Genomic DNA, 20,580 nt, shown 5'->3' on the forward strand with positions numbered 1-20,580 from the left:
GCGCGAGGGCAACGCTCATGACCTTGAACTATCTCGACCTGGACGTGGCCGCTCTTCCCGCTGCCGCAACGCCTGCCGGCACGGGCGATGAGCTGGACGTCGTCCTGCGCCGGCTCGCGCCCTTCGAAGTCATCTCCTTCGATATCTTCGAGACCTTGCTGCGGCGCGAGGGCGTGTTCCGACCCATCGACCTGTTCCTGACCATCGGCGAGAAGGCCGGGCCGTTGCTGGGGCTGTCTGCCGCGGAGTTCGCCCGTCTGCGCATGCGCGGCGAACGCGATGCCCGCTGCGCGCTGGAGGCGCGGCACGGGCACGAGGTGACGCTGGCGGAGATGTTCGGCCGGATGAACGCATTGCTGCCGACGCAGGGACGCCCGAGCGTCTCGCAGGCCGCGCTTGTCGAGGCGCAGCGAATCGAGCAGGAAATCGAGCTGGAGCACCTGCGTCCGCTCCCCAGCGTCGAACCGATCTATCATTGGGCGGTGAATGCCGGAAAGCGTGTCGTCCTGGTCTCGGACTTCTACTCCTCGGCCGAGTTCATCAACAAGGCGCTGGCGCGAAACGGCTATGAGGGGCACGAGCGGCTGTTCGTCTCCTGCGATGTCGACCACACCAAGCATCACGGCGACCTCTATGCCCATGTCTGCGAGGAAATGGGCGTGACACCCCGGCAGATCGCCCATATCGGCGACAATCCGTGGTCGGACGGCTCGCGTGCGCTGCAATCCGGCATCACGCATCTGCGCATTGCCAATCCGGCGGGACGGCTGGTCGGCCGTTGGCGGATCGACTGGCGCAGCCCCAGCCCGCAGCCGTCCAGCGCGGTGTTCGCCGGCGTTGCAGACGATCTCTTCGGCTCCGGTATCGCCTTGCGCGAGCCGGAGGACATGCCGGTGCTGGAGCGGGTCGGCCGCGAATGCCTCGGGCCGCTGCTGTTCGGCATGGCCGGCTGGCTGCACGAGGCGGCGCAGGCGAACGAGACGCCGGTTCTGCATTTCTGCTCGCGCGACGGCCTGATCATGAAGCGGGCTTTCGACCTGTTCCGCCGGCGCTTTGGCACGAAGACGGACAGCCGCTACCTGATGGTCTCGCGTCAGGCGATCTACCGGGCCCGCGCGGTGAGCGAGCCGGAGGCAGCGGCCGCGCTTTTCGCCCAGAACTGGGCCCGGTTGACACCGGCAGATGCGCTGGCGCGCTGGGGGCTGGACCCGAAGGAGTTTGCGGCTCAGATCCTTAGTGCCGGCTTTTCATCACCGCAGGATGTCGTGGCCATCGGCGACAGGGCCGGGGCAGGGCGCTTTGCCAAGCTCTTCGAGGCATGCCGGACGGCGCTGCAGGCCGCCAACCAGGCGCATGCGGACCTTTTTGCAGACTATCTGGCGCAGGAAGGGGTGATCGGCGCGGATGCGGTCACGCTGGTCGATATCGGCTGGCACGGCTCGCTGCAGAAGGGCCTCAGTGAGGTGCTGCGGGCGCGTGGCTGGCGCGGGCATCTGGCGGGCCGTTATCTCGGCCTCTTCCTCGACAGGGCGGCGCTGAGCGGCTTCGACGCGGCAGGCTACCTCTTCTCGCTCGACGGTACGCCGCCGGCACAGGCGCTGCGCAAGAGCCCGAGCCTTGTCGAGTTGCTGCACACCGCCGGCCACGGGTCGACGGCGGGCTATCGCCGTGATGGAGACGAGATCGTTGCCGCGTGCGAGGAGCGCGCCGACGAGGAGCGCCAGCACGCCGAGGCCATCGGGCCGATCCAGGATGCCGCGCTCTCCTTCGTCGAGGAAATGCTCGCCAATCCCCGCCTCGGGCCAGGCGCGCTCGACCCGGCCGACGCCTTCCGCGGGCTGGATCGCCTGCTCGGCCGGCCGTCCACGGACGAGGTGGAGGTCATCGGCCGGCTGCGGATCGCGGCGAACTACGGCGCCACCGCGACCAGCACTGCCTTGACGGACCGGTCTCCCGAAGGCTACCGATTGTGGAATGTGGGTTGATATCTACGACTGATACTTGTTTCTCAGGAATTCTTTCTCTTCACTGGAGAGAATTCCTTTCATTTGAACAGCATCAATCATCTTATTCATGTTTTCACGGTCGATTTTGATTGAGTTTTTGAACTCCTGATAAACCTCTCCGGAAATCTCCGTACGCACGCGCTCCTTCTCGATGCTCAGGGAGCTTATGCCAAGAAACTCCGAGATAATAGAGCCTTTGAGCTCATCACTCAGCTCGGCCCGGAGGAGAAGCGCGCGGCCTTTCCCGAGCGAGAGATTCTGGTATCCGTTTTCGATGAGATCAATCCGGTTGAAGTCTACGCCAAGGGCCTTGCTGAACTGTGTGCTTATCCACCAGTTGCAGGAGTCGAAAGGATACTTCTCCAAGAATATCCGCGTCAGCGCTTCCGCATTCTTCTGCTCTTCTTTGGAAGCGTAGAGATCGAGGTTTTCGAAGAAGTCCGAGATATTCCGTTCCACCGGATTCCTGAATGGAATGATGAAGTCCGCAGAGTATGAAGCGGTCTCGTGCCGGTTGATGACTTCCAGGCTCAGGTCCAGATGAGTGGGAGGCGTGACACCGGACTTTTCATAGGTGGCCTTGCTGCGTTCAACCTGCGAGCGATCCAGGATATGGAAGGAGTAAATTCTCCGACCGGCGACCTCATAGGACTTTCCAAGGGCCTTTGTGATGGCGGTATTTGCGACCTTCCCCATGTTGAACACGCAAATATCGCGAGCAATGATCTGCGTAGATCCAAAATTTTGAGGTGAAGTTTTTCGTAGGGCTACATCATGGTAACCTTCAGGATGCATGCCGATATAGCGCATCTCAAGGTTATAATGGATTATTGCTTCGCAAGCTGCCTTATAGATACCGTACCTAACCTGCTCCAATGGTGACCAGATGGTGAAGTCATTGAGAATAATATAGCCGCCGAACTTTAGTTTTCTGTAAGCGGTATCGATGTCGCGAGCGACTTGCGCGTAGTAATGTCCGGCGTCAATGTAGATTACATCGAAGTGACCATCCGGAAAGGAGTCGAGGATGTTCCAGGAATATCCTTCGCGCTTTTCCACCTGTCCAGACTGGATTTCTTTCTCGACGAAGCTGTCGTTAAACAGTGCATAGCTGATGTCGGCCAGGTAGAGTTTTTCAGGCGAAAGATTGTCGATCAATGTTCTTGCAAACTTGCCGGTTTGCGTGCCGACCTCAATGACGGTCCCTCCTTTGGGAAGCCGCTTGAGAATCTCGGTCCTGCTCGAGACCACTTGGCAGGTCTGCAGAAGATGGTCGGGAATGATTGGAGCCTGACCGTCTATAACAAAATGCGGGGCAGACTGATATTCTCTGTGGTAATTTTGGATTGAAGCCTCAGCTTCTTTGTTTTTCTTTCTGATATCGTCAGCAGCTAAAATTCTTTGAATGCCACTCGACTCCATAAACGGATACTTGAATTCTGTCTCATTTGCCATGATTAACTATTCCGTTTATTGCGTGTTACGCGCTGCTTCCGACATTTGTCGCGCTGAAGACTTCTAGTCTAAAGTCGGTCTCATTTCAATGGACGACTACCTGATCAGTGAGAGATCTCGTTTGATCGAAAGCTCCGCCGTTGCATCGAAGGTTGCTCGGGTCGCATCCTCAACATGCATGAAGTTATCCGCGGTGATAATCCCGGCGTGATTATGGCTTCTCCAATCGGAGGAGCGGATCATGAGCCACTTTACCCAGAAACTCGGACTTCCTGTAATGAGTGCGTCGCAGGCCCAGAAGCACGTGACGCACAATGAAGCTCTGACCATCCTCGACAGTCTTGTTCAATTGGGGCTGGTGTCGCGGTCTCTCGAAGCGCCGCCCGCCGATCCTCAAGACGGGAGTTGTTATCTTGTGGCCGGTGAGGGGACGGGAGTTTGGGAGGGGCGAGGTTCGACCATCGCACACTGGCAGTCTCCGATGTGGACGTATTTTCAGCCCCGGGCCGGCTGGATCTCCTGGATCGCCGACGAGGAGCTTTTGCTGGTTTTCGACGGTGACGCGTGGCGCTCTTTTCCAGGAACTTTCGGATCCCTTGGGATCAATGCTGCTGCCGACGAGTTGAACCGGCTGGCGGTGGGGGGAGCGGCAAGCCTCTTTGACGGGCGGGAGGGCGGCCATTCTCTCAAAGTGAACAAGGCCGCCTCGGCGGCTTCGGCCAACGTGGTCTGGCAAACCGGATATTCGGGGCGGGCCGAACTTGGACTGCTGGGATCGGACGATCTGCAACTGAAGGTATCGGCAGACGGTAATACCTGGGAGAATGCGATAACCGTTGATCGTATGAGTGGAAATGTCGGTCTTGGAAGGTCTCCTGGCGCTGCGCGGTTGGAAGTTTCGGGTGGCATCAGAAATTCCTCCTCGTTTTCACCATACCTGCAACTGGCAAATACCGGCCCGAGCGGCGCGCAGGCGTGGATCGGCATTCCCGACTGGAACCGCACGGCTTTCTATATGTATGGCAGCGCTACCGACATCATGACGATGTATGATACGCCGACGCGGTCGCATCGGCTGTATGGCGGCGGCAGCGAGCGGATCCGGATCGCCAGCGGCGGCGAGGTCGGCATCGGCACGTCGAGCCCGACGGCGCGGCTGCATGTGGCGGGGCCTGTGCGGACGGGGAGCTATCTCAAGGCTGCCTTGCCATCCGCTGCGACGGTCGGGGCCGGTACGCTCGCCTATGTCCAGGATGCGGCCGGCGGCGCCCAGTTCGCCTATTCCGACGGGACCCAGTGGCTGAAGATGCGCGACGGCAATCCGGTCTGAGGTGTGGAAACCCTCCGCTGCGTGCTCTGGAACTGGTAGTTGCCTGCCCGCTGGTCTAGGTATGGTTGCCGACAACCTGACGAGCAGGAACTTCATGATGACCATGCAGGGTCAGCTGCCGGATCTCAGCGCGCTCGCGGACAAATACGGTTCAGACAAGGGCTATCGCAATCGCGATGCCCACGGCTACACCGCCGTATATGACCTGCTCCTTGCCCATCGCAGGGCAGAGCCGCTCAATTTTCTGGAGGTCGGACTGCTGGTCGGCGGGCCGGAAGCGGCAGGCGGCAGCTCGCGCCGCGAGACCGTCGATGCCCCGTCGATCCGGATGTGGCTGGACTATCTGCCGAACGCCCGGATCTTCGGCTTCGACATCTCCGATTTCTCGACCGTCTCCCTTGACCGTTTCACGTTCGTGCAGGGCGATATGGGGGAGCCTGCGGACCTTGCACGCCTCCGGGCAGCGTGTTCGGACGGCTTCGATGTCGTGGTGGACGATGGATCGCACGCCTCGTGGCATCAGCAGACGGCGTTCATCGAGCTCTTTCCGGCACTGGTGCCGGGTGGGACCTACATCATCGAGGACCTGCACTGGCAGCCGGCGCAGATCGAAGAGCTGAAGAGCGTGCCGAAAACGGCCGAGCTGTTCTCGCGGTTTCTGCTGGAGGGCCGGTTCGCGGAAACCGGAGATATCCCCGAAGAGCGCTATCTGGAGGCCGCCTCGCAGATTGCCGGCGTGACGTTCGTCAATGAAGCGGGCCTGCCCAGCGGCCCCGCCAAGATGGTGATCATCCGCAAGAAGGCGGGAGAGGATCTGCAGCCCTCGCGCAGCTATCATCGCTCGAGGGTTTCGCAGCGTCTTGGCAAGGCGGAAGAGGCCGCGGAATGGGCGCGCAAGGCCGAGACGGAAGACCCGTCGCATTTCGATGCCGCGCATGAACATGCAAGGCTCACGTTTTCGCTGGAAGGACCAAGCTCCACCGCCGTGGAGCTGGCCCGCGGGCTCGTCGAGCGGTTTCCCGACAACGACCGCGGGCTGGCGCTCGGCGCCTGGGTTTTCTCGCGCCTTCCCGAGCACCTTGCGGAAGGCGTCAGCCTTCAGCAACGGGCGGTCGAGCGGGCCCCCGGTGTTGCGGGTTACCGGGTGACGCTGGCGCATCTGCTGCGTCGCTCCGGCGAACACGATCTTGCCCGCTCGGTCCTCGAAGAAACCCTGGAGCTTTTCCCGGACAACGAGCTTGCGCGTCAGCGACTGGCGGAGCTCACGGCGAAGGACGGAATGTGATCCTGCGTCCCAACCTGCTGCGCAAGGCAGCGCTGGCCACCGCCTTCGATCATTTCACGGGCAGGCCGAAGACGGCCTATCCGACGCGCTATCACTATGTGGAGATCTGCGGTGCCGAACTGTCGGCCGCGGGGCTGCAGCTCGGCCGGATCGGCCAGCACGGATTGACGCTGACCGACGGGCAGGGACGGAGCCTTGCCATCGTCGTGCGCTATGTGACCGCGCGCGACTTGCGGCTGCTCTCGGCGTTTCGTGCGAAGGGCGGGCGGATCGCCTATCTCCTCGACGACGACCTGTGGGCGATGGCGAGCGATACGCGCCTTGACCCCCGCTACCGCGGTCGTATCGCGCGGTTCCTCTCCGGCCTGTTCCCCAAGCTATTAGAGCTGGTGGACGTGGCCGTCGCGCCGAACCGGCGCTTGCTCGAGCGGCTGGCGCCGCTGCCCGGCGCGTTTCTGCATCCTGCCGACCTTGCCCCCACCGGCGACCTTGCGCATTTCGACCGGGACGACGGCGAGACGCGGGTGCTGTTCCTGGGAACAGCGACCCATGCGGAGGACTTCGCGGCGGTTGCCCCCGGCCTTGCCGAGGCGCTCGCCGCCGAACCGGGCCTGCGTGTCGAAACGTTCCTGGGGGCAAAGGGCGAGGCCCTGCTGCCCGCCTCGCGGCAGGTCGCGCACATGACGCCAATGGTGCTGGAGGACTTCCAGCGCTGGCTGAACAGGGCACGCCACCACATCGCGCTGGCGCCCTATGCGGTCAATCCGGTCAATGACGGCCGCTCGATCATCAAGCTGCACCAGCATGCGGTGGCTGGCGCCGCCGGTATCTACACGCCGACGGCGGTGTTCGCGCCGGTGATCGAGGATGGCCGCAACGGTCTCTTCGCCGCCCATGAGCCCGCAGCGTTCCGCGATGCGGTGCTGAGGCTTGCCCGCGACCGGGCGAAGGCGAAGGAAATCGCGCAAGGAGGCATCGCCCTCAGTCGCCGGCTCGGCGACCGGCGCGCGGTTGCCGGCTTCTGGGCGGATCTTGTCGCAGGCGGGCAGCAGGGTGCGTAAGCGTCACGCCACAAGCCGCCGGTAGATCGCCGGCAGGGCACCGGGCAGTCGCTCCGGATCGGCGATGATCGCGTAGGAGCCCTTGCCGAACAGATAGGGGAAGTAATCGCGCGCCGCCTCGTCGACGGTAACGCCGAAGACGGTCAGCCCCTCCCGCCGGGCCTCGCGGATCGCCTCGCGCGTGTCCTCGATCCCGTAGCGCCCTTCGTAATAGTCGATGTCGTTCGGCTTGCCGTCGGTGAGCAGCAGCAGAAGCCGATGGCGCTGCGGCCTTGCGGACAGCTGCCGGGCGATATGGCGGATGGCGGTGCCCATGCGTGTGTACTGGCCGGGAGTGAGCGCTGCGATCCGGCGTTCGACCGCGGGGCCGAGCGGCTCGCCGAAGTCCTTCACCGTGTCGACGCGTACGCTTTGCCGCCGGCGCGAGGTGAAGGTGTGGATCGCGTGTTCGTCACCGCAGGCGGTCAGGCCGTGGGTGAGGGCGAGCAGCGCCGCCTTTTCGACGTCGAGCACCCGGTGATTGCCGATCCAGGCGTCGGTCGACAGCGAGACATCCATCAGCACGGCGACGGAAAGGTCCCTCTCCACGGCGCGGCCGCAGGTGAACAGGTTCTCCGTGCCGGCGCTGCCGGCACGCCGGTCGGCCTCGGCACGCACGACGGCAGAAAGATCGAGATCGTCGCCGTCGGGTTGTCCGTGCAGGACGATGCGCCTGGGGCGCAGGGCCTCGAACTGGCGGCGAACGGCGCGGATGCGCCGCTGCATCGCCTCGTCCGGCTGCCAGAGATCGCCGCTCTGCGGAGCGCGCGCGGCGACGACGCGGCAATGGTCCGTCCGGTGGGCGCGTCGCTTCCAGTCCCATTCGGGATAGGTCAGCCCGCCGGCAAGGCTTCCCTCCTCGGCCTCGGAAGGGGCGAGGTCGAGATCCATCTTCAGCCGCACGCCGGCCTTCTGCCGGTTGCTGCCGATGGTGAGTTCGCTGATATCGTCGGCCGCCTGCCGGGCGCCGTCCTCGTCGTCGTCGTCCACCCGGCGGTTGACGTTGACCATCTCGGCCAGGGAGAAGATCGTCTCGAACCGGTGGAAGTAGAGCGGATCGCCGCGGTCGCTCATGTCGGTGTCGCGCCGCTCCGCTTGCCGGCGGCGGCCGTCGACGGCAATCGAAGTGCCTGTCGGATCTTCGGCGTCTTCGGGGCGCGGGGCGCCGGTATCCGCGCGGATCTCGCCGAACAGCGGCACGGGCAGATAGGTGCGGTAGCCGCGCGGGGCCTTGACGCCGGCAAGGCTGGCGTCCGGGCTCTCGATCAGGGCAAGAAGACTGTCCGCATCCTCGCCGCGTTGGCCGCCGAGCAGGGCCCGGATCGCCTGTTCGACGCGCATCTCCACCGCGGGAAGGGAGCGCTGCGGGCGAACGGCAAGGGCCGCCGCGCGCAGCCGGTGGAACAAGGGACGCAGTCCCGGCCAGGCGCGCAGCGTCGCACGGGTCGTGGCAACGCTCATGCGCAGCCGCTGGAGGTCGTCGACCAGAAGATCGCCGCTCGGCACCGGCCCCGCGCCGGCATGGGCGAACCAGGCGACCAGCCATTCGTACAGCGCGATATTGTCGGAGCGGTCGGGAAAGCTGTCGAGGGCGGCCGGCAGGCGCAGCGTCGACGTGTCGAGGATGGCGAGGCTCATCTTCTCCGCGCCGAGCCCTATGCGCCGCAGCGGCGACAGGCGGTGCGCGGAAACCGTCGGCGCGCTTTCGACGAGGCGCAGCGCGCCGCTGCCGCCCATCGCCCGGAACAGCACGCCGAGCCGCGTGCGCATGTCGGCGAGCGTCACGGCCGCCTCGGGATGATGGGGCAGGGTGGTCAGGCTGCCGACCAGCCTGTGCCAGTGGGACCCGACGAACTCTTCCGGCTCGAACAGCGACATGGCATCACCCAAGGGCAAGATCGGCGACGCGTGCAAGGGCTGCCTGCACGTCCGGATCGTCGCTGAGCGGCTGCAGCAGGGCCGCATCGATGGCCGCCGCCGGCTTCATGCCGGCCTTGATCAAGGTTGCCGCATAGACGATGAGCCGCGTCGAGGCGCCTTCGTCGAGGTCCTGCCCCTTGAGGTCGCGCAGCGCATTGGCGATGCGCACCAGCGGCACGCAGCGATCGGGCGCAAGGCCGGTCTCGCTGGCGACGATGGCCGCTTCCGTGTCCGGGTCGGGATAGCCGAACTCCATCGCCACGAAGCGCTGGCGGGTGGAGGGCTTCAGCGACTTCAGCACGTTCTGGTAGCCGGGATTGTAGGAGACGACGAGCATGAACTCGGGCGGGGCGAGCAGCGTCTCGCCGGTCCGCTCCAGGGTCAGCGTGCGCCGGTCGTCGGTGACCGGATGCAGCACCACGGTCACGTCCTTGCGCGCTTCCACCACCTCGTCGAGATAGAGGATCGCGCCCTCGCGCATTGCGCGGGTCAGCGGCCCGTCGGCCCAGACGGTCTCGCCGCCCTTCAGCAGATGGCGTCCGGTCAGGTCGGCGGCGGTGAGGTCGTCGTGGCAGGCGACGGTGTAGAGCGGCCGGCCGAGGCGCGCGGCCATGTGGGCGACGAAACGGGTCTTGCCGCAGCCGGTCGGCCCCTTCAGCAGCACCGGCAGCCGGTTGCGCCAGGCCTGCTCGAACAGCATGCATTCGTCGCCGGAGGCCGCGTAGAAGGGCAGGTCCGGAGTTTCGCCGCTCGCGGCGAGGGAAGAGGTGGCGGGGATCATCGCAGATCGCTCCTTGTTGCGCCGGGGGCGCTTGCGCAAAAGACGGGGCGGAAGAAGAGGGCCGGGCGCCGGCAATGCGGCGCCCGGCTTGTGTCACTCGGCTGCCTGCAGCGAGGCCGCACGACCCTCGCGGGCGACCTTGCGCCGTTCGCGGACGGGGCCGAACACCGACCACAGGAACATCAGCGCGGCGATGACGACGAGAACGCCGGAGCCGAGGCGCACCCAGTAGAAGGGGGCGATCTCGTCCTGGACCTCCATGTAGGACATGCCCAGCACGCGCTGCAGGTGGACCTGCACGGCGCCGGCGAAGGTCAGCGCGAAGGTCATCACCATCATCGCGCCGCTCATCAGCCAGAAGGAGGCGATGTTCAGCGTCTGGTGATAGGGTGCCTTGCCGCGCAGATACGGCATTGCGTAGGAGATCAGCGCCAGGTTCAGCATCACATAGGCGCCGTAGAAGGCCAGGTGCCCATGAGCGGCGGTGAGCTGCGTGCCGTGCGTGTAGTAGTTCACGAAAGACAGGGTGTGGAGGAAGCCCCACACGCCGGCGCCGAAGAAGGCTCCGACCGTGCAGCCGAGCGACCACAGCACCGCAGCCCGGTTCGGATGGTCCTTGCGGCCGCGGAAGACCATGGTGAAGGCGAAGACCACCATCGCGAAGAACGGCGCGACCTCGAGCGCGGAGAAGATCGAACCGACCCACTGCCAGTACCCGGGCGCGCCGATCCAGTAGTAGTGGTGGCCGGTGCCGAGCAGGCCCGAGAACAGGGCGAGACCGACGATGGAGTACAGCCACTTCTCGATGACTTCACGGTCGACGCCGGTCAGCTTGATCAGCAGGAAGGCAAGGACGGAGGCCATCACCAGTTCCCACACGCCTTCCACCCACAGGTGGACGATGTACCACCAGTAGACCTTGTCCAGCGACAGGTTGTCCGGCGCGTAGAAGGCGAAGAGCCAGAAGACGGCAATGCCCCACAGGCCGAGAAGAAGCACACTGGTGACGGCGGTACGCCGGCCCTTCAGCACGGTCATCGACACGTTGTAGAGGAAGATCAGCGCCACCACGACGATGGCGACCTTGATCCAGAGCGGCTGCTCCAGGAACTCGCGGCCGCCATGGATGCCTTGCGTGTAGCCGATGACCGCGGCCAGTGCGCCGACCATCAGCAGCACGAGCTGCACATAGGCGAGGAACGGGCTCTCGATCTCGCGCTCCGCCTCTTCCGGCACCAGGTAGTAGGCGCAGCCGAAGAAGCCCATCAGCAGCCAGACGATGAGCGCGTTGGTGTGGATCATGCGGATGATGTTGAACGGCATCAGTTCCGCAAGCGTGTTCGGCAGGACATAGACCGTGCCGGCCAGGCCGCCGGCAAGGATCTGCACGCCGAACAGGACCATGGCACAGACGAAGTACCAGTAGGCCACTCTTTGGGAAGCGTATTTCATCGGTGTGTGCTCCTCAGCCCGCGTCGTTGGGCGGCCAGCCCTGCGTGTCGATCCGGCTCGTCCACTCCAGGAAGTCGACGAGATCGTTCAGCTCCTGGTCGGTCAGGTTGAACTGGGGCATCTGCCGGCGCCCCTCGATGCCGGTGGGCTGGGCCTGCATCCAGGCGATGAGGCCGGCCCTTGCGCCTTCCGGGTCGTCCTTGCCGCCGTAGCGGACCCAGACATTGCCGACCTCGGGTGCGAAATAGGCGCCTTCCCCGAGGATCGAGTGGCAGTTGATGCAGGAATTCTTCTCCCACACGTGCTTGCCGCGGATCACCGCCGCGGTCATCGTCGCCTCGTCGGTCGAGTTGGTGACGATGTGCCAATGGCTTTGCGCGGTCAGGGCGACGAAGACGACGAAGAAGAAGATCGAGCCACCGTAGAAAATGTTTCTGGCGGCCGACTTCGTGAAACGCTCGACCGGCGGTCGATGCGGTTCGCTTGGTCCGGACATGTGTGCTCTCCAGTTGCTGGCGGATGCCGTCAGTGGAGCCAAGAGCTAGGGCCAAGCCGTCGGGCGGACGTTGTTCCAGCGCAAACTCGCCCGCACCACCTCGCTGTGAGTTTGTGCCGGCTCAAATTCGCCCCGTCGCCAGCCTGCTAGGGTCGCGCCAACTGGAGGCGCGAGCATGTACGACGACGTTGCGGGCGAGACGCCCGACGAAGGATGGGGACCGCTGGACGGGCTGCCCGGCAACCCGATGATGTGGATCCTGATTCTCGGCGAGCTGGCCGTCTTCGGCGCTCTGCTCGTCGGGTTCTCCGTGGCGCGGGCGCTGGGCCCGGCAGAGTTCGCCGCAGGGCAGGCGGCACTGGATGTGCGGCTCGGCGGGCTCAACACGCTGGTTCTGATCGCCAGCGGCTGGTGCGCGGCGCTCGCCGTGGAAGGGCGCAAGACGGGCCGTTCCGGGCGGCCGCAGCTAGCGGCGGCGATGGCGCTCGGGGCCGTGTTCCTCGTGGTGAAGGGGATCGAATACGCCGCCAAGATCTCATTGGGCTACGGCCCGGATAGCAGTACGTTCTTCGAGCTCTACTATCTCGTCACCGGCTTCCACGCCCTGCATGTGCTGGCCGGCATCGTGCTGCTCGCCGTGGTCGCCCGCTACAACAGCCTGGAGAACCTGGAGACCGGCACCGCCTTCTGGCACATGGTCGACCTTGTCTGGCTGCTGGTCTTCCCCGTTATCTACCTGATCGGGTGATCCCCATGACACGCCTGCATATCGCCGCCCTTGCCTTGGCCGGGCTCGCCGCCGCTTCGCTCGCGGTGCCGGATGGCGGTGCCCCGGTCTTCGTCTGGTCGATCCTTGTCCTGACGCTCGCCAAGGCGTGGGTCGTGCTCACCCAGTTCCTCGGACTGCGCGAGGCACCGGCCGGCTGGCGCTACGGCCTCATCGCACTCATCGCCGCGCTGGGCGGCACCATCGGCGCGGTCTTCACCGCCGCGCATCTTGCCGTCTGACCTGATCCTGCGAGCCCGACCAGGAGACCCCGGTCGGGCCGTCCAGGAAGCCGTCGCAGAAAGCCCCGCCCGGCGCATGCGGCAGGGCCTTGGCGCAGAACTCTTCCGCATCGATCCGGCCCGCCGTCAGATGCGCGAAGAGCTCGATCACCTCGAAGAAGCCGCTGGTCTGTGGCGACAGGCGCAGGCCCGCAACACCGGCTTCGCGCAGGGCCGGCAGGTGATGCGCCATGTTCGCGCATTGGCCGGACAGGGTCTGCAGCCCGTTGATCGCCAGGAACTGCTGGTCGTCGAGCGTATCGACGGCAAGCCCGTCCGGGTCCTCGGCGCAGACGAACTGGCACTGATCCTTGGCCCGGTCGTGATAGCGCGCATGATAGCAGCGCCCGGACATGGCGAGCGGCAGGCGCCCCCAGCCCCACACCTCGACCGGCATGTCGGTCGCTGCCGCAATGCGGCGGACGGAGGTGGCGGACAGCTCAGGCGGCAGGCAGACGCGCATTGCGCCGCGCCGCGCCAGAACCGCCAGCGTGCCCTCGTTGTAGACGTTCACCAACGGGCCGACGGAAAAGCGCGTGTCCGGCGCGAGATGCGCCAGCATGGTGAGGTCGTTGACCTCCACCTCCAGATCCATCGCGGCCAGTTCCGCCGCCATTCGCCGTTCCCGTTTGAGCGGAGTGACGAGGGCAAGGCTAGTCAGGGCCACATCCTTGCCGCCGGCCAGCAGCTGCGCGATCGCATCGGGCAGGCGGGTCTGGTAGAAGGGGAGCCGCTTCGAGCAGACGAGCTCGCCGATGACGACGCGGGAAATCCCCGGCGTATCGGCCAGTTGCTCGTAGAAGGCGCTCCACTGCCCCGGATCCCAGAAGCCCTGGATCGGGCCGACGGTCAGCTGCATCCGCTTATCTCCAGATCTTGTTGTAGGCGCCGGCGGTCGCGGCCTGTCCCTCGGTCAGCCGGGCAAGCGTGCCGAGCGGCACATCGCGCCCATCGGCGAGCGACTCGACCGCCTGGCGGAAGTTCCGCACCACCTGCGCGACATAGGCGCGCGAGCGCTGGCGGCCCTCGATCTTCAGCGCCGTGACGCCGGCACGGGCAAGCGCGGGCAGCAGCTCCGAGGCGTCCAGGCTCGCCGGGTCCTCGAACACGTAGCCGGTGCGCGTGCCGACCTTGAAGCAGCCTTTGCACAAGGTGGGGTAGGGGGCGGGCGCCTGCGCCGGGGTGCGGTGGATGGTGTAGCCGCCGAGGCGCGCGGCCAGCTCGCCGTCTTCTTCGGCGTAGGCGACGTGGCTTGCCGGCGAGCACACGCCGTTCATGTTCGGCGACTTGCCGGAGATGTAGGAGGACAGCGAGCATCGGCCCTCGGCCATGACGCAGAGCCCGCCGAAGACGAAGACTTCCGTCTCCACGTCGATGTCGCGGTTGATCGAGGCGATCTCGTCGACGGTGAGCACGCGCGGCAGCACCACCCGCTTCACGCCGAAGGCGCTTGCGTGGAAATTGATCACCTCCGGGTTCGCCGCCGCCGCCTGCACCGAAAGGTGTCGGCGCAACGAGGGATGGCGCTCGGCCGCATGCGCGATCAGCCCGAGATCAGCAAGGATCACCGCGTCGGCGCCGAGCGCTTCCGCATCGCTCACCGCCCGGTGCCAGAGCTCCGTCTCGCCGGCCCGCGGGAACGTGTTGATGGCGACCAGCACCTTGGCGCCGCGCGCATGGGCATAGGCGATGCCGTCCGCCATTTCGGGGCGGGAGAAGTTGAGGCCGGGAAAGTTGCGGGCGTTGGTGTCGTCGGCAAAGCCGCAATAGATGCTGTGGGCGCCGGCATCCACTGCAGCGCGTAGCGAAGCCGGTGTGCCGGCGGGGCAGACGAGCTCCATCATCGCACGCCTCCCGCGCGGGTCAGAGGCACGCCCGTTGCCGCTTCCAGGCGGGCGATTGCGCGTGCGGCCAGACCCGACAGAGGGCCGGTGAGGCCGGCCAGTTCCGCGCCGATGTCGAGCTCCGCGTCATCGATGGCGTTGCGCAGGGCCAGAACGGCGGACGTGTCGCCTTCAACGGTGAGGTCGCGGGAGAAGAAAAGCGCGTCGCCGTCCCACACCCCGTGGACGAGGCCAACCAGGGCGGCGAGGCTGCCGGTGATGCGCGCATCGCCCGCAGGCGGTTCGCGGTGGAGGCTGACTGCCGGCGTGTCGCGGGCAAGGTCGAGCAGGAAGGACAGCGGCACGTCGCTCGCCGTCACCACGAAGCGCGTCCGGCGGTACGGCCCGAGGCGCTCCAGCAGTCCGGCATGACGCGCGAGGATCCGGCGCGTCACCTGCGTCAGCAGCAGGTCCGCCGGCCCGTGCGGCGCCAGGCGGATGCCGAGCGCCAGCAGCGCGGGCATTTTCGGAATGGCGCGATGTTCCAGAGGATCTGCAAGGGCTTGCGGCATGGGGCGCTCCGGCGGGAGAGGACGGGTGCCGCGCACCATAGAGGGGCGATCTCCCGCCGTTGTTGATCCGCATCAACTTCGCGGGCGATCCGCTTTGCTAAGGCAGGGCACCCTTTTCAAGGAGCCGCCATGCGCCGCCTGCCAGCCTTTCCCGATCTCCGAAGCTTTCTGCGCTGGTGCGATGCAGCCGGCGAGATGTGCTCCATCGCCCAGCCGGTGCGGCTGCGCGAGGAGGTTACCGCCGTGCACCGCAAGGCGCTGCTGGCGGGCGGGCCGGTCCTGCGCTTCGAGCGTCCACTCGCTGAAGACGGCTCGGTCTCCTCCATCCCGCTCATCGCCAATCTCTTCGGCACCCGGCGGCGCGTTTCCGCCGGACTCGGTATCGAGCCGACCGATATCGCTCAGCTTGGAGAGTTTCTCGCCGCGCTGCGTAGCCCCGTGCCCCCGCAAGGCGTCGGCGATGCGCTATCGCGCTGGCCGCAGATGGCGGCGGCGCTCAGGGCCCGCGTCAGGGTGCTCGGCAGGGGTGTCTCGCAGGAAGAGCGGATGGGAGAACCGGACCTGTCGCGCCTGCCGGTCCAGACCTGCTGGCCGGGCGACGCGGGCCCGCTGATGACATGGCCGGTGGTGCTGACCCGCGATGCGGGGTCGCAGGCGAGCGACAGCGGGCGCTACAATGCCGGGATCTACCGGGCGCAGGTGCTGGGCCCCGACCGGCTGATTCTGCGCTGGCTGCCGCACCGCGGCGCGGCCGCCCATCATCGCAGCTGGATGCGCAAGGGGGAGCCGATGCCGGTCGCCATCGCGCTCGGCGCCGATCCGGCCCTGCTGCTGGCCGCGGCCCTGCCGCTGCCGGAAACCGTGTCGGAGCTGGCCTTCTCTGGCGTGTTGCGCGGGGCGCGCACCTCGCTGGCGCCCGCCGTCACCGTGCCCATGCTGGTTCCCTCCAGCGCGGAGATCGTGGTGGAGGGCTGGGTGCATCCGCACGAGACGGCGTCGGAAGGCCCGTTCGGCGATCACACGGGCTATTACAATTCGGTCGAGCCCTTCCCGGTGATGCGGGTGAGCGCGATCACCCACCGGCGCGATCCGCTTTACCTCTCCACCTGGACCGGCCGGCCGCCGGACGAGCCCTCGATCATCGGCGAGGTGTTCAACGATCTGGCGCTTCCCGTCATCCGCCAGCAGATCCCGGAAGTGGTGGACCTGTGGCTGCCGCCGGCCGCGTGCTCCTACCGCATCGCGGTGATAGCCATCGACAAGCGCTATCCGGGGCAGGCGCGCCGGGTGATGCTGGCGCTTTGGGGGCTGCTGGCGCAATTCAGCTACACCAAGATGATCGTGGTGGTGGACGCCGACATCGACCCGCGCAACTGGGACGACATCGCCTGGGCGCTGGCAACGCGCTACGACCCGGCCCGCGACACGATGCTGCTCGATCGCACGCCGATGGATTATCTCGACTTCGCCTCGCCGCTGGAAGGGCTCGCCGGCAAGATCGGGCTCGACGCGACGGTGAAGCTCGGATCGGAGACCGCCCGCGCCTTCGGCGAGGTGATGCGGCTCTCGCCCGAGGCGGAAGGTGCCGCCGAGCGCATCCTGAAAGCGGAGGGGCTGGCATGACCCGCGTGGTTCTTGGCGTGTCGGGCGCCTCCGGGGCGCAGCTGGCGCTCGCCTGTGCCCGCGATCTGGCCCGCCGCGGCGCGCTGCTCGATCTCGTCGTCAGCACCGGGGGAGAGCGGACGCTGGAGCTGGAGGGAGGCGAGGGCGCGCGAAGCGAGCTGTCCGCGCTTGCCGCGCGTGAACACGGCATTGCCGATGTGGGGGCGGAGATCGCTTCGGGCTCGAGCGCTGTTGCCGGCATGATCGTCGCCCCGTGCTCCATGCGCACGCTCGGCGCCATTGCCCATGGCCTCGACGACAACCTGCTGACGCGCGCGGCCTCGATCCAGCTCAAGGAGCGCCGCCCGCTGGTGTTGCTGGTGCGCGAGGCGCCGCTCTCGCTCATTCACCTGCGCAACATGGTGCAGGCGACAGAGGCGGGTGCCATCATCCTGCCACCGGTGCCTGCTTTCTATCTGCACCCCGTTTCGCTGGCCGATGCGGTTGCGCAGATCGCCGCGCGCGCGGTCGACCTCTTGCGGCTGGGGGAGGCGCAGGCGCGCGCCTGGTCTCCGCAGGGTTCTGCCAGCCGAGCCTGAGGCGAGTTTTTCTCTGCTGTTTCACACCTCTGGCGTTTCGGGTTAACCTCCTGTCAGTCCGGGATTTGGCAAAAGAGAGACTGACCATTCCGCATCCTGCGGCAGACCCCGGCGACGAGAGACCTTGCGTGATCATCCCTTGCATCCTGTCCGGCGGCTCCGGCTCGCGGCTCTGGCCCCTGTCGCGCTCGGCCCGTCCCAAGCAGTTCCTTCCGATCTTCGACGGTGAAAGCCTGTTCCAGAAGACACTGAAGCGCTTCGCCGATCCCGCCTTCTCCGCGCCCATCGTCATCTCCAATTCCGAGCATCGCTTCCTCGTCGGCGAGCAGATGGCGGAAGTTCGCGCCCCGGCCGAGGATACGGCCATCGTGCTGGAGCCCGTCGGCCGCAACACGGCGGCTCCTGCCGCCATCGCCGCGCTGCTGGCCGAGGCGCGCGATCCGGACGCCCTGGTTCTGCTGGCGCCCTCCGATCACCTTTTGCGGGACACCGACGCCTTTGCCGCGGCCGTCGAGCGGGCGCTGCCGGCCGCAAGGGCCGGGCGCATCGTCACCTTCGGCATCAAGCCGTCCGAACCCAACACGGGCTACGGCTACATCCGCCTTGCGGAAGCCGGCGAGGGGCCGTGCGCCGTCGAGGCCTTCGTCGAGAAGCCGGACCTTGAGCGCGCCCGCGCATTCCTTGCCGCTGGGACCTATGTCTGGAACGCCGGCATCTTCCTGTTCTCCGCCCGCGCCATGCTGGAGGAATTCGAGCACTATGCGCCCGACGTCCTCGCCCGCGTGAAGGAGGCCCTTGGCGCCGCGACCCGCGATCTCGACTTCCTGCGTCTCGATGCGGAGCTCTTCTCGCAGGTGCCGAATATCTCCATCGACTATGCGATCATGGAGAAGTCGGAGCGGATTTCCTGCGTGCCGATGGAACCGGGCTGGAGCGATCTGGGTTCCTGGTCTGCGGTGTGGGAGGCTTTCGACAAGTCCGATGAGGGCAACAGCGTTCTGGGCGAGGCGCGTTTCGTGAAGGCGCGGGACAATCTCGTCGTCAGCGATGGCGCGCTGGTCTCGGTGGTCGGCCTCGACCATGTCATGGTCGTCGCCACCAAGGACGCGGTCCTCGTCGCCGACAAGGCTCACGCCCAGGACGTCAAAATCGTGGTCGAGGGGCTGCAGGCGGAAGGCCGCCGCGAGACCCGCGAGCATCGCCGGCTGTACCGCCCCTGGGGCTGGCGCGAGGAGATCGCCGTCGGCGGCCGGTTCCAGGTTCAGGAAATCGAGATCAAGCCGGGCGAGAGCATGTCCCGGCAAAGCCACGTCAACCGGGCCGAGCACTGGGTGGTCGTTTCCGGTACGCTCTCGGTCGAGATCGACGGCGAGACGCGGTTGATGACCGAGAACCAGTCGGCTTACGTTCCGGTGGGAGCGCGCCATCGCCTCGCCAATCCGGGCCGCGTGCCGGCGCGTGTCATAGAAATCCAGTCGGGCGCCTATATAGGCGATGACGACATTATCCGTTACGACGAGGCGGGGGCGCCATTTTCGTCCAAGTAAGTGCGGGCCTTTCCTGCGCCCCGCGCGATCCGAACCGGACCAGATCCTGAGGAAGATACATGCTGCCAGTGCCTGTCGCCGAACTGAAGCCGAACACCTACGCCTACGAATCCCGGCCGATGGTGAAGGCCACCGGGTTCCGCGAGTATGACGCCCGCTGGCTGTTCGAAAAGGAAATCAACCTGATGGGGATGCAGGCCCTCGGCATGGGCATTGCAACCCTCATGCGCGAGCGCGGCGTGCGCCCCGACATCGTCGTCGGGCATGACTTCCGCGGCTACTCCGCCGCGATCAAGATGGCGCTGGTCACCGGCCTGATGGCCGGCGGCGTGCGTGTCCACGATATTGGCCTGGCGCTGTCGCCGATGGCCTATTTCGCGCAGTTCGCCCTCGACGTGCCGGCGGTCGCCATGGTCACGGCCTCGCACAACGACAATGGCTGGACCGGCGTCAAGATGGGCATCGAGCGCCCGCTGACCTTCGGCCCCGACGAGATGGGACGCCTGAAGGAGATCGTCCTGACGGCGAGCTTCCGCGAAGGCTCGGGCAGCTATCGTTTCGTCGAGAACTTCCAGGAGCAGTATATCGCGGACCTCACCAACCGGCCGCGCCTGTCGCGTCCGATCAAGGTGGTCGCCGCCTGCGGCAACGGCACGGCGGGCGCCTTCGCGCCGCGCGTGCTGGAGGCCCTGGGCGCCGAGGTGATCCCGCTCGACTGCGAACTCGACCACACCTTCCCGCGCTACAACCCCAATCCGGAAGACATGAAGATGCTTCATGCGCTCCGCGACAAGGTGCTCGAGAGCGGCGCCGAGGTGGGGCTGGGCTTCGATGGCGACGGCGACCGCTGCGGTGTCGTCGACAACGAGGGCGAGGAGATCTTCGCCGACAAGGTCGGCGTGATGCTGGCCCGCGACCTGTCCGCGCTGCATCCCGGCTGCCGCTTCGTCGTCGACGTCAAGTCGACCGGCCTGTTCGCCACCGATCCGGTGCTGCAGGAGAACGGGGCCGTGACCGATTACTGGAAGACCGGCCATTCCTACATCAAGCGCCGGGTCAACCATCTGGACGCGCTGGTCGGCTTCGAGAAGTCCGGGCACTACTTCTTCAACGCGCCGATCGGCCGCGGCTATGACGACGGTCTCGTCTCGGCCATTGCCATTCTCGACATGCTGGACCGCAATCCGGACCGGTCGATGGCGGACCTGCGCCGTGCGCTGCCGCGCACCTGGGGCTCGCCGACCATGTCGCCGCACTGCGCCGACGAGATCAAATACGAGGTCGTCGACCGGGTGGTGGAGCGCTTCACCGCCATGAAGGAGAACGGCGAGACGGTTGCCGGACACGGTATCGCCGATCTCGTCACCGTCAACGGCATCCGCGTCGTTGCCGAGGACGGCACCTGGGGCCTCGTGCGCGCCTCGTCCAACAAGCCGGAACTCGTTGTCGTGGTGGAAAGCCCGGTTTCCGAAGAGCGCCTGCACGCAATGTTCCACGCGGTGGATGCAGTCCTGCGGGAAAACCCGGAAGTCGGCGACTACAATCAGACGCTCTGACGCTTCGGG

The 20,580-nt window shown here is 66.1% G+C and carries 18 protein-coding genes; 10 read left to right on the forward strand and 8 right to left on the reverse strand.

Going from position 1 to position 20,580, the window contains the following annotated elements; all coding sequences use genetic code 11:
* The first annotated feature begins 17 nt into the window (after nt 1–17).
* Nucleotides 18–1,985 (forward strand): HAD-IA family hydrolase, encoded by a 1,968-nt coding sequence (locus tag BBX35_RS16730; RefSeq protein ID WP_067222268.1) that lies wholly within the window; start codon nt 18–20, stop codon nt 1,983–1,985.
* A 3-nt stretch (nt 1,986–1,988) separates the two neighbouring features.
* Here BBX35_RS16730 and BBX35_RS16735 read toward each other — a convergent pair whose 3' ends face one another.
* Nucleotides 1,989–3,461: a class I SAM-dependent methyltransferase gene (locus BBX35_RS16735; RefSeq protein WP_067222270.1), complete on the reverse strand. Its 1,473-nt coding sequence runs from the start codon at nt 3,459–3,461 to the stop codon at nt 1,989–1,991.
* Between the two features lie 241 nt (nt 3,462–3,702).
* On the opposite strand from BBX35_RS16735, the gene BBX35_RS23105 reads away from it, so the two are divergent.
* From BBX35_RS23105 to BBX35_RS16750, 3 genes are all read left to right on the forward strand, one after another.
* The gene (locus BBX35_RS23105; RefSeq protein ID WP_083206378.1) at nt 3,703–4,791 is read left to right on the forward strand and encodes a DUF2793 domain-containing protein; all 1,089 of its coding nucleotides are present in this window, start codon (nt 3,703–3,705) and stop codon (nt 4,789–4,791) included.
* 97 nt (nt 4,792–4,888) lie between these two features.
* Entirely contained in the window at nt 4,889–6,076 is a 1,188-nt protein-coding gene (locus BBX35_RS16745; RefSeq protein WP_171901477.1) for a tetratricopeptide repeat protein, read from the forward strand.
* Nucleotides 6,073–7,137: a glycosyltransferase family protein gene (locus BBX35_RS16750; RefSeq protein WP_067222277.1), complete on the forward strand. Its 1,065-nt coding sequence runs from the start codon at nt 6,073–6,075 to the stop codon at nt 7,135–7,137. Before BBX35_RS16745 ends, BBX35_RS16750 begins: the two co-directional genes overlap by 4 nt.
* A 3-nt stretch (nt 7,138–7,140) precedes the next feature.
* On the opposite strand, the gene BBX35_RS16755 is transcribed toward BBX35_RS16750, so the two are convergent.
* The 4 genes from BBX35_RS16755 to BBX35_RS16770 form a co-directional block, all read right to left on the reverse strand.
* Nucleotides 7,141–9,054, reverse strand: coding sequence for a nitric oxide reductase activation protein NorD (locus BBX35_RS16755; protein ID WP_067222279.1), 1,914 nt, complete (start codon nt 9,052–9,054; stop codon nt 7,141–7,143).
* 4 nt (nt 9,055–9,058) lie between these two features.
* Nucleotides 9,059–9,877 (reverse strand): CbbQ/NirQ/NorQ/GpvN family protein, encoded by an 819-nt coding sequence (locus BBX35_RS16760; RefSeq protein WP_067222282.1) that lies wholly within the window; start codon nt 9,875–9,877, stop codon nt 9,059–9,061.
* A 93-nt stretch (nt 9,878–9,970) separates the two neighbouring features.
* Nucleotides 9,971–11,329 (reverse strand): cbb3-type cytochrome c oxidase subunit I, encoded by a 1,359-nt coding sequence (locus BBX35_RS16765; protein ID WP_067222285.1) that lies wholly within the window; start codon nt 11,327–11,329, stop codon nt 9,971–9,973.
* Between the two features lie 13 nt (nt 11,330–11,342).
* Nucleotides 11,343–11,825 carry a c-type cytochrome gene (locus BBX35_RS16770; protein WP_067222287.1) on the reverse strand — a complete coding sequence of 161 codons (483 nt, stop codon included), beginning with the start codon at nt 11,823–11,825 and terminating at the stop codon, nt 11,343–11,345.
* A 175-nt stretch (nt 11,826–12,000) separates the two neighbouring features.
* Between BBX35_RS16770 and BBX35_RS16775 the strand changes: the two genes are divergently transcribed.
* A complete protein-coding gene (locus tag BBX35_RS16775; RefSeq protein ID WP_067222289.1) occupies nt 12,001–12,573 on the forward strand; it encodes a cytochrome c oxidase subunit 3 family protein in 573 nt (190 codons plus the stop codon).
* A gap of 5 nt (nt 12,574–12,578) precedes the next feature.
* The gene (locus tag BBX35_RS16780) at nt 12,579–12,833 is read left to right on the forward strand and encodes a cytochrome C oxidase subunit IV family protein (protein ID WP_083206379.1); all 255 of its coding nucleotides are present in this window, start codon (nt 12,579–12,581) and stop codon (nt 12,831–12,833) included.
* On the opposite strand, the gene ubiV is transcribed toward BBX35_RS16780, so the two are convergent.
* From ubiV to ubiT, 3 genes are read right to left on the reverse strand one after another with little or no spacing between them, the layout of a single operon-like run.
* Nucleotides 12,808–13,731, reverse strand: a complete 924-nt coding sequence (ubiV, locus tag BBX35_RS16785) for a ubiquinone anaerobic biosynthesis protein UbiV (protein ID WP_067222297.1) — start codon at nt 13,729–13,731, stop codon at nt 12,808–12,810. The two genes, BBX35_RS16780 and ubiV, sit on opposite strands and share 26 nt — an antisense overlap.
* A gap of 4 nt (nt 13,732–13,735) precedes the next feature.
* Complete coding sequence (gene ubiU, locus BBX35_RS16790) at nt 13,736–14,713, reverse strand: ubiquinone anaerobic biosynthesis protein UbiU (RefSeq protein WP_067222750.1); 978 nt, start codon at nt 14,711–14,713, stop codon at nt 13,736–13,738.
* Complete coding sequence (ubiT, locus tag BBX35_RS16795) at nt 14,713–15,267, reverse strand: ubiquinone anaerobic biosynthesis accessory factor UbiT (protein ID WP_067222300.1); 555 nt, start codon at nt 15,265–15,267, stop codon at nt 14,713–14,715. The genes ubiU and ubiT overlap by 1 nt, the downstream gene beginning before the upstream one ends.
* 129 nt (nt 15,268–15,396) lie before the next feature.
* Between ubiT and BBX35_RS16800 the strand changes: the two genes are divergently transcribed.
* From BBX35_RS16800 to BBX35_RS16815, 4 genes are all read left to right on the forward strand, one after another.
* On the forward strand, nt 15,397–16,890 hold the full coding sequence (locus tag BBX35_RS16800) for a UbiD family decarboxylase (protein WP_067222302.1): 1,494 nt from the start codon (nt 15,397–15,399) through the stop codon (nt 16,888–16,890).
* Nucleotides 16,887–17,468, forward strand: a complete 582-nt coding sequence (locus BBX35_RS16805; RefSeq protein WP_067222305.1) for a UbiX family flavin prenyltransferase — start codon at nt 16,887–16,889, stop codon at nt 17,466–17,468. Before BBX35_RS16800 ends, BBX35_RS16805 begins: the two co-directional genes overlap by 4 nt.
* Nucleotides 17,469–17,596: 128 nt before the next feature.
* Complete coding sequence (locus tag BBX35_RS16810) at nt 17,597–19,015, forward strand: mannose-1-phosphate guanylyltransferase/mannose-6-phosphate isomerase (RefSeq protein WP_067222307.1); 1,419 nt, start codon at nt 17,597–17,599, stop codon at nt 19,013–19,015.
* Nucleotides 19,016–19,074: 59 nt separating this feature from the next.
* Nucleotides 19,075–20,571, forward strand: a complete 1,497-nt coding sequence (locus BBX35_RS16815; protein WP_067222310.1) for a phosphomannomutase/phosphoglucomutase — start codon at nt 19,075–19,077, stop codon at nt 20,569–20,571.
* Nucleotides 20,572–20,580 lie beyond the last annotated feature (9 nt).

The sequence above is a fragment of the Stappia indica genome, assembly GCF_001696535.1.
In the GTDB taxonomy this organism is placed as follows: domain Bacteria; phylum Pseudomonadota; class Alphaproteobacteria; order Rhizobiales; family Stappiaceae; genus Stappia; species Stappia indica.

Excerpts from the sequence above, each read along its gene's own strand:
- BBX35_RS16775 (WP_067222289.1), top strand. The coding sequence starts at position 12,001 with ATGTACGACGACGTTGCGGGCGAGACGCCCGACGAAGGATGGGGACCG.
- BBX35_RS16815 (WP_067222310.1), top strand. The coding sequence starts at position 19,075 with ATGCTGCCAGTGCCTGTCGCCGAACTGAAGCCGAACACCTACGCCTAC.
- BBX35_RS16770 (WP_067222287.1), bottom strand. The coding sequence starts at position 11,825 with ATGTCCGGACCAAGCGAACCGCATCGACCGCCGGTCGAGCGTTTCACG.
- ubiU (WP_067222750.1), bottom strand. The coding sequence starts at position 14,713 with ATGGAGCTCGTCTGCCCCGCCGGCACACCGGCTTCGCTACGCGCTGCA.
- BBX35_RS16760 (WP_067222282.1), bottom strand. The coding sequence starts at position 9,877 with ATGATCCCCGCCACCTCTTCCCTCGCCGCGAGCGGCGAAACTCCGGAC.
- BBX35_RS16755 (WP_067222279.1), bottom strand. The coding sequence starts at position 9,054 with ATGTCGCTGTTCGAGCCGGAAGAGTTCGTCGGGTCCCACTGGCACAGG.
- BBX35_RS16805 (WP_067222305.1), top strand. The coding sequence starts at position 16,887 with ATGACCCGCGTGGTTCTTGGCGTGTCGGGCGCCTCCGGGGCGCAGCTG.
- BBX35_RS16735 (WP_067222270.1), bottom strand. The coding sequence starts at position 3,461 with ATGGCAAATGAGACAGAATTCAAGTATCCGTTTATGGAGTCGAGTGGC.
- ubiT (WP_067222300.1), bottom strand. The coding sequence starts at position 15,267 with ATGCCGCAAGCCCTTGCAGATCCTCTGGAACATCGCGCCATTCCGAAA.
- BBX35_RS16745 (WP_171901477.1), top strand. The coding sequence starts at position 4,889 with ATGACCATGCAGGGTCAGCTGCCGGATCTCAGCGCGCTCGCGGACAAA.
- BBX35_RS16730 (WP_067222268.1), top strand. The coding sequence starts at position 18 with ATGACCTTGAACTATCTCGACCTGGACGTGGCCGCTCTTCCCGCTGCC.
- BBX35_RS23105 (WP_083206378.1), top strand. The coding sequence starts at position 3,703 with ATGAGCCACTTTACCCAGAAACTCGGACTTCCTGTAATGAGTGCGTCG.
- BBX35_RS16800 (WP_067222302.1), top strand. The coding sequence starts at position 15,397 with ATGCGCCGCCTGCCAGCCTTTCCCGATCTCCGAAGCTTTCTGCGCTGG.
- ubiV (WP_067222297.1), bottom strand. The coding sequence starts at position 13,731 with ATGCAGCTGACCGTCGGCCCGATCCAGGGCTTCTGGGATCCGGGGCAG.
- BBX35_RS16780 (WP_083206379.1), top strand. The coding sequence starts at position 12,579 with ATGACACGCCTGCATATCGCCGCCCTTGCCTTGGCCGGGCTCGCCGCC.
- BBX35_RS16765 (WP_067222285.1), bottom strand. The coding sequence starts at position 11,329 with ATGAAATACGCTTCCCAAAGAGTGGCCTACTGGTACTTCGTCTGTGCC.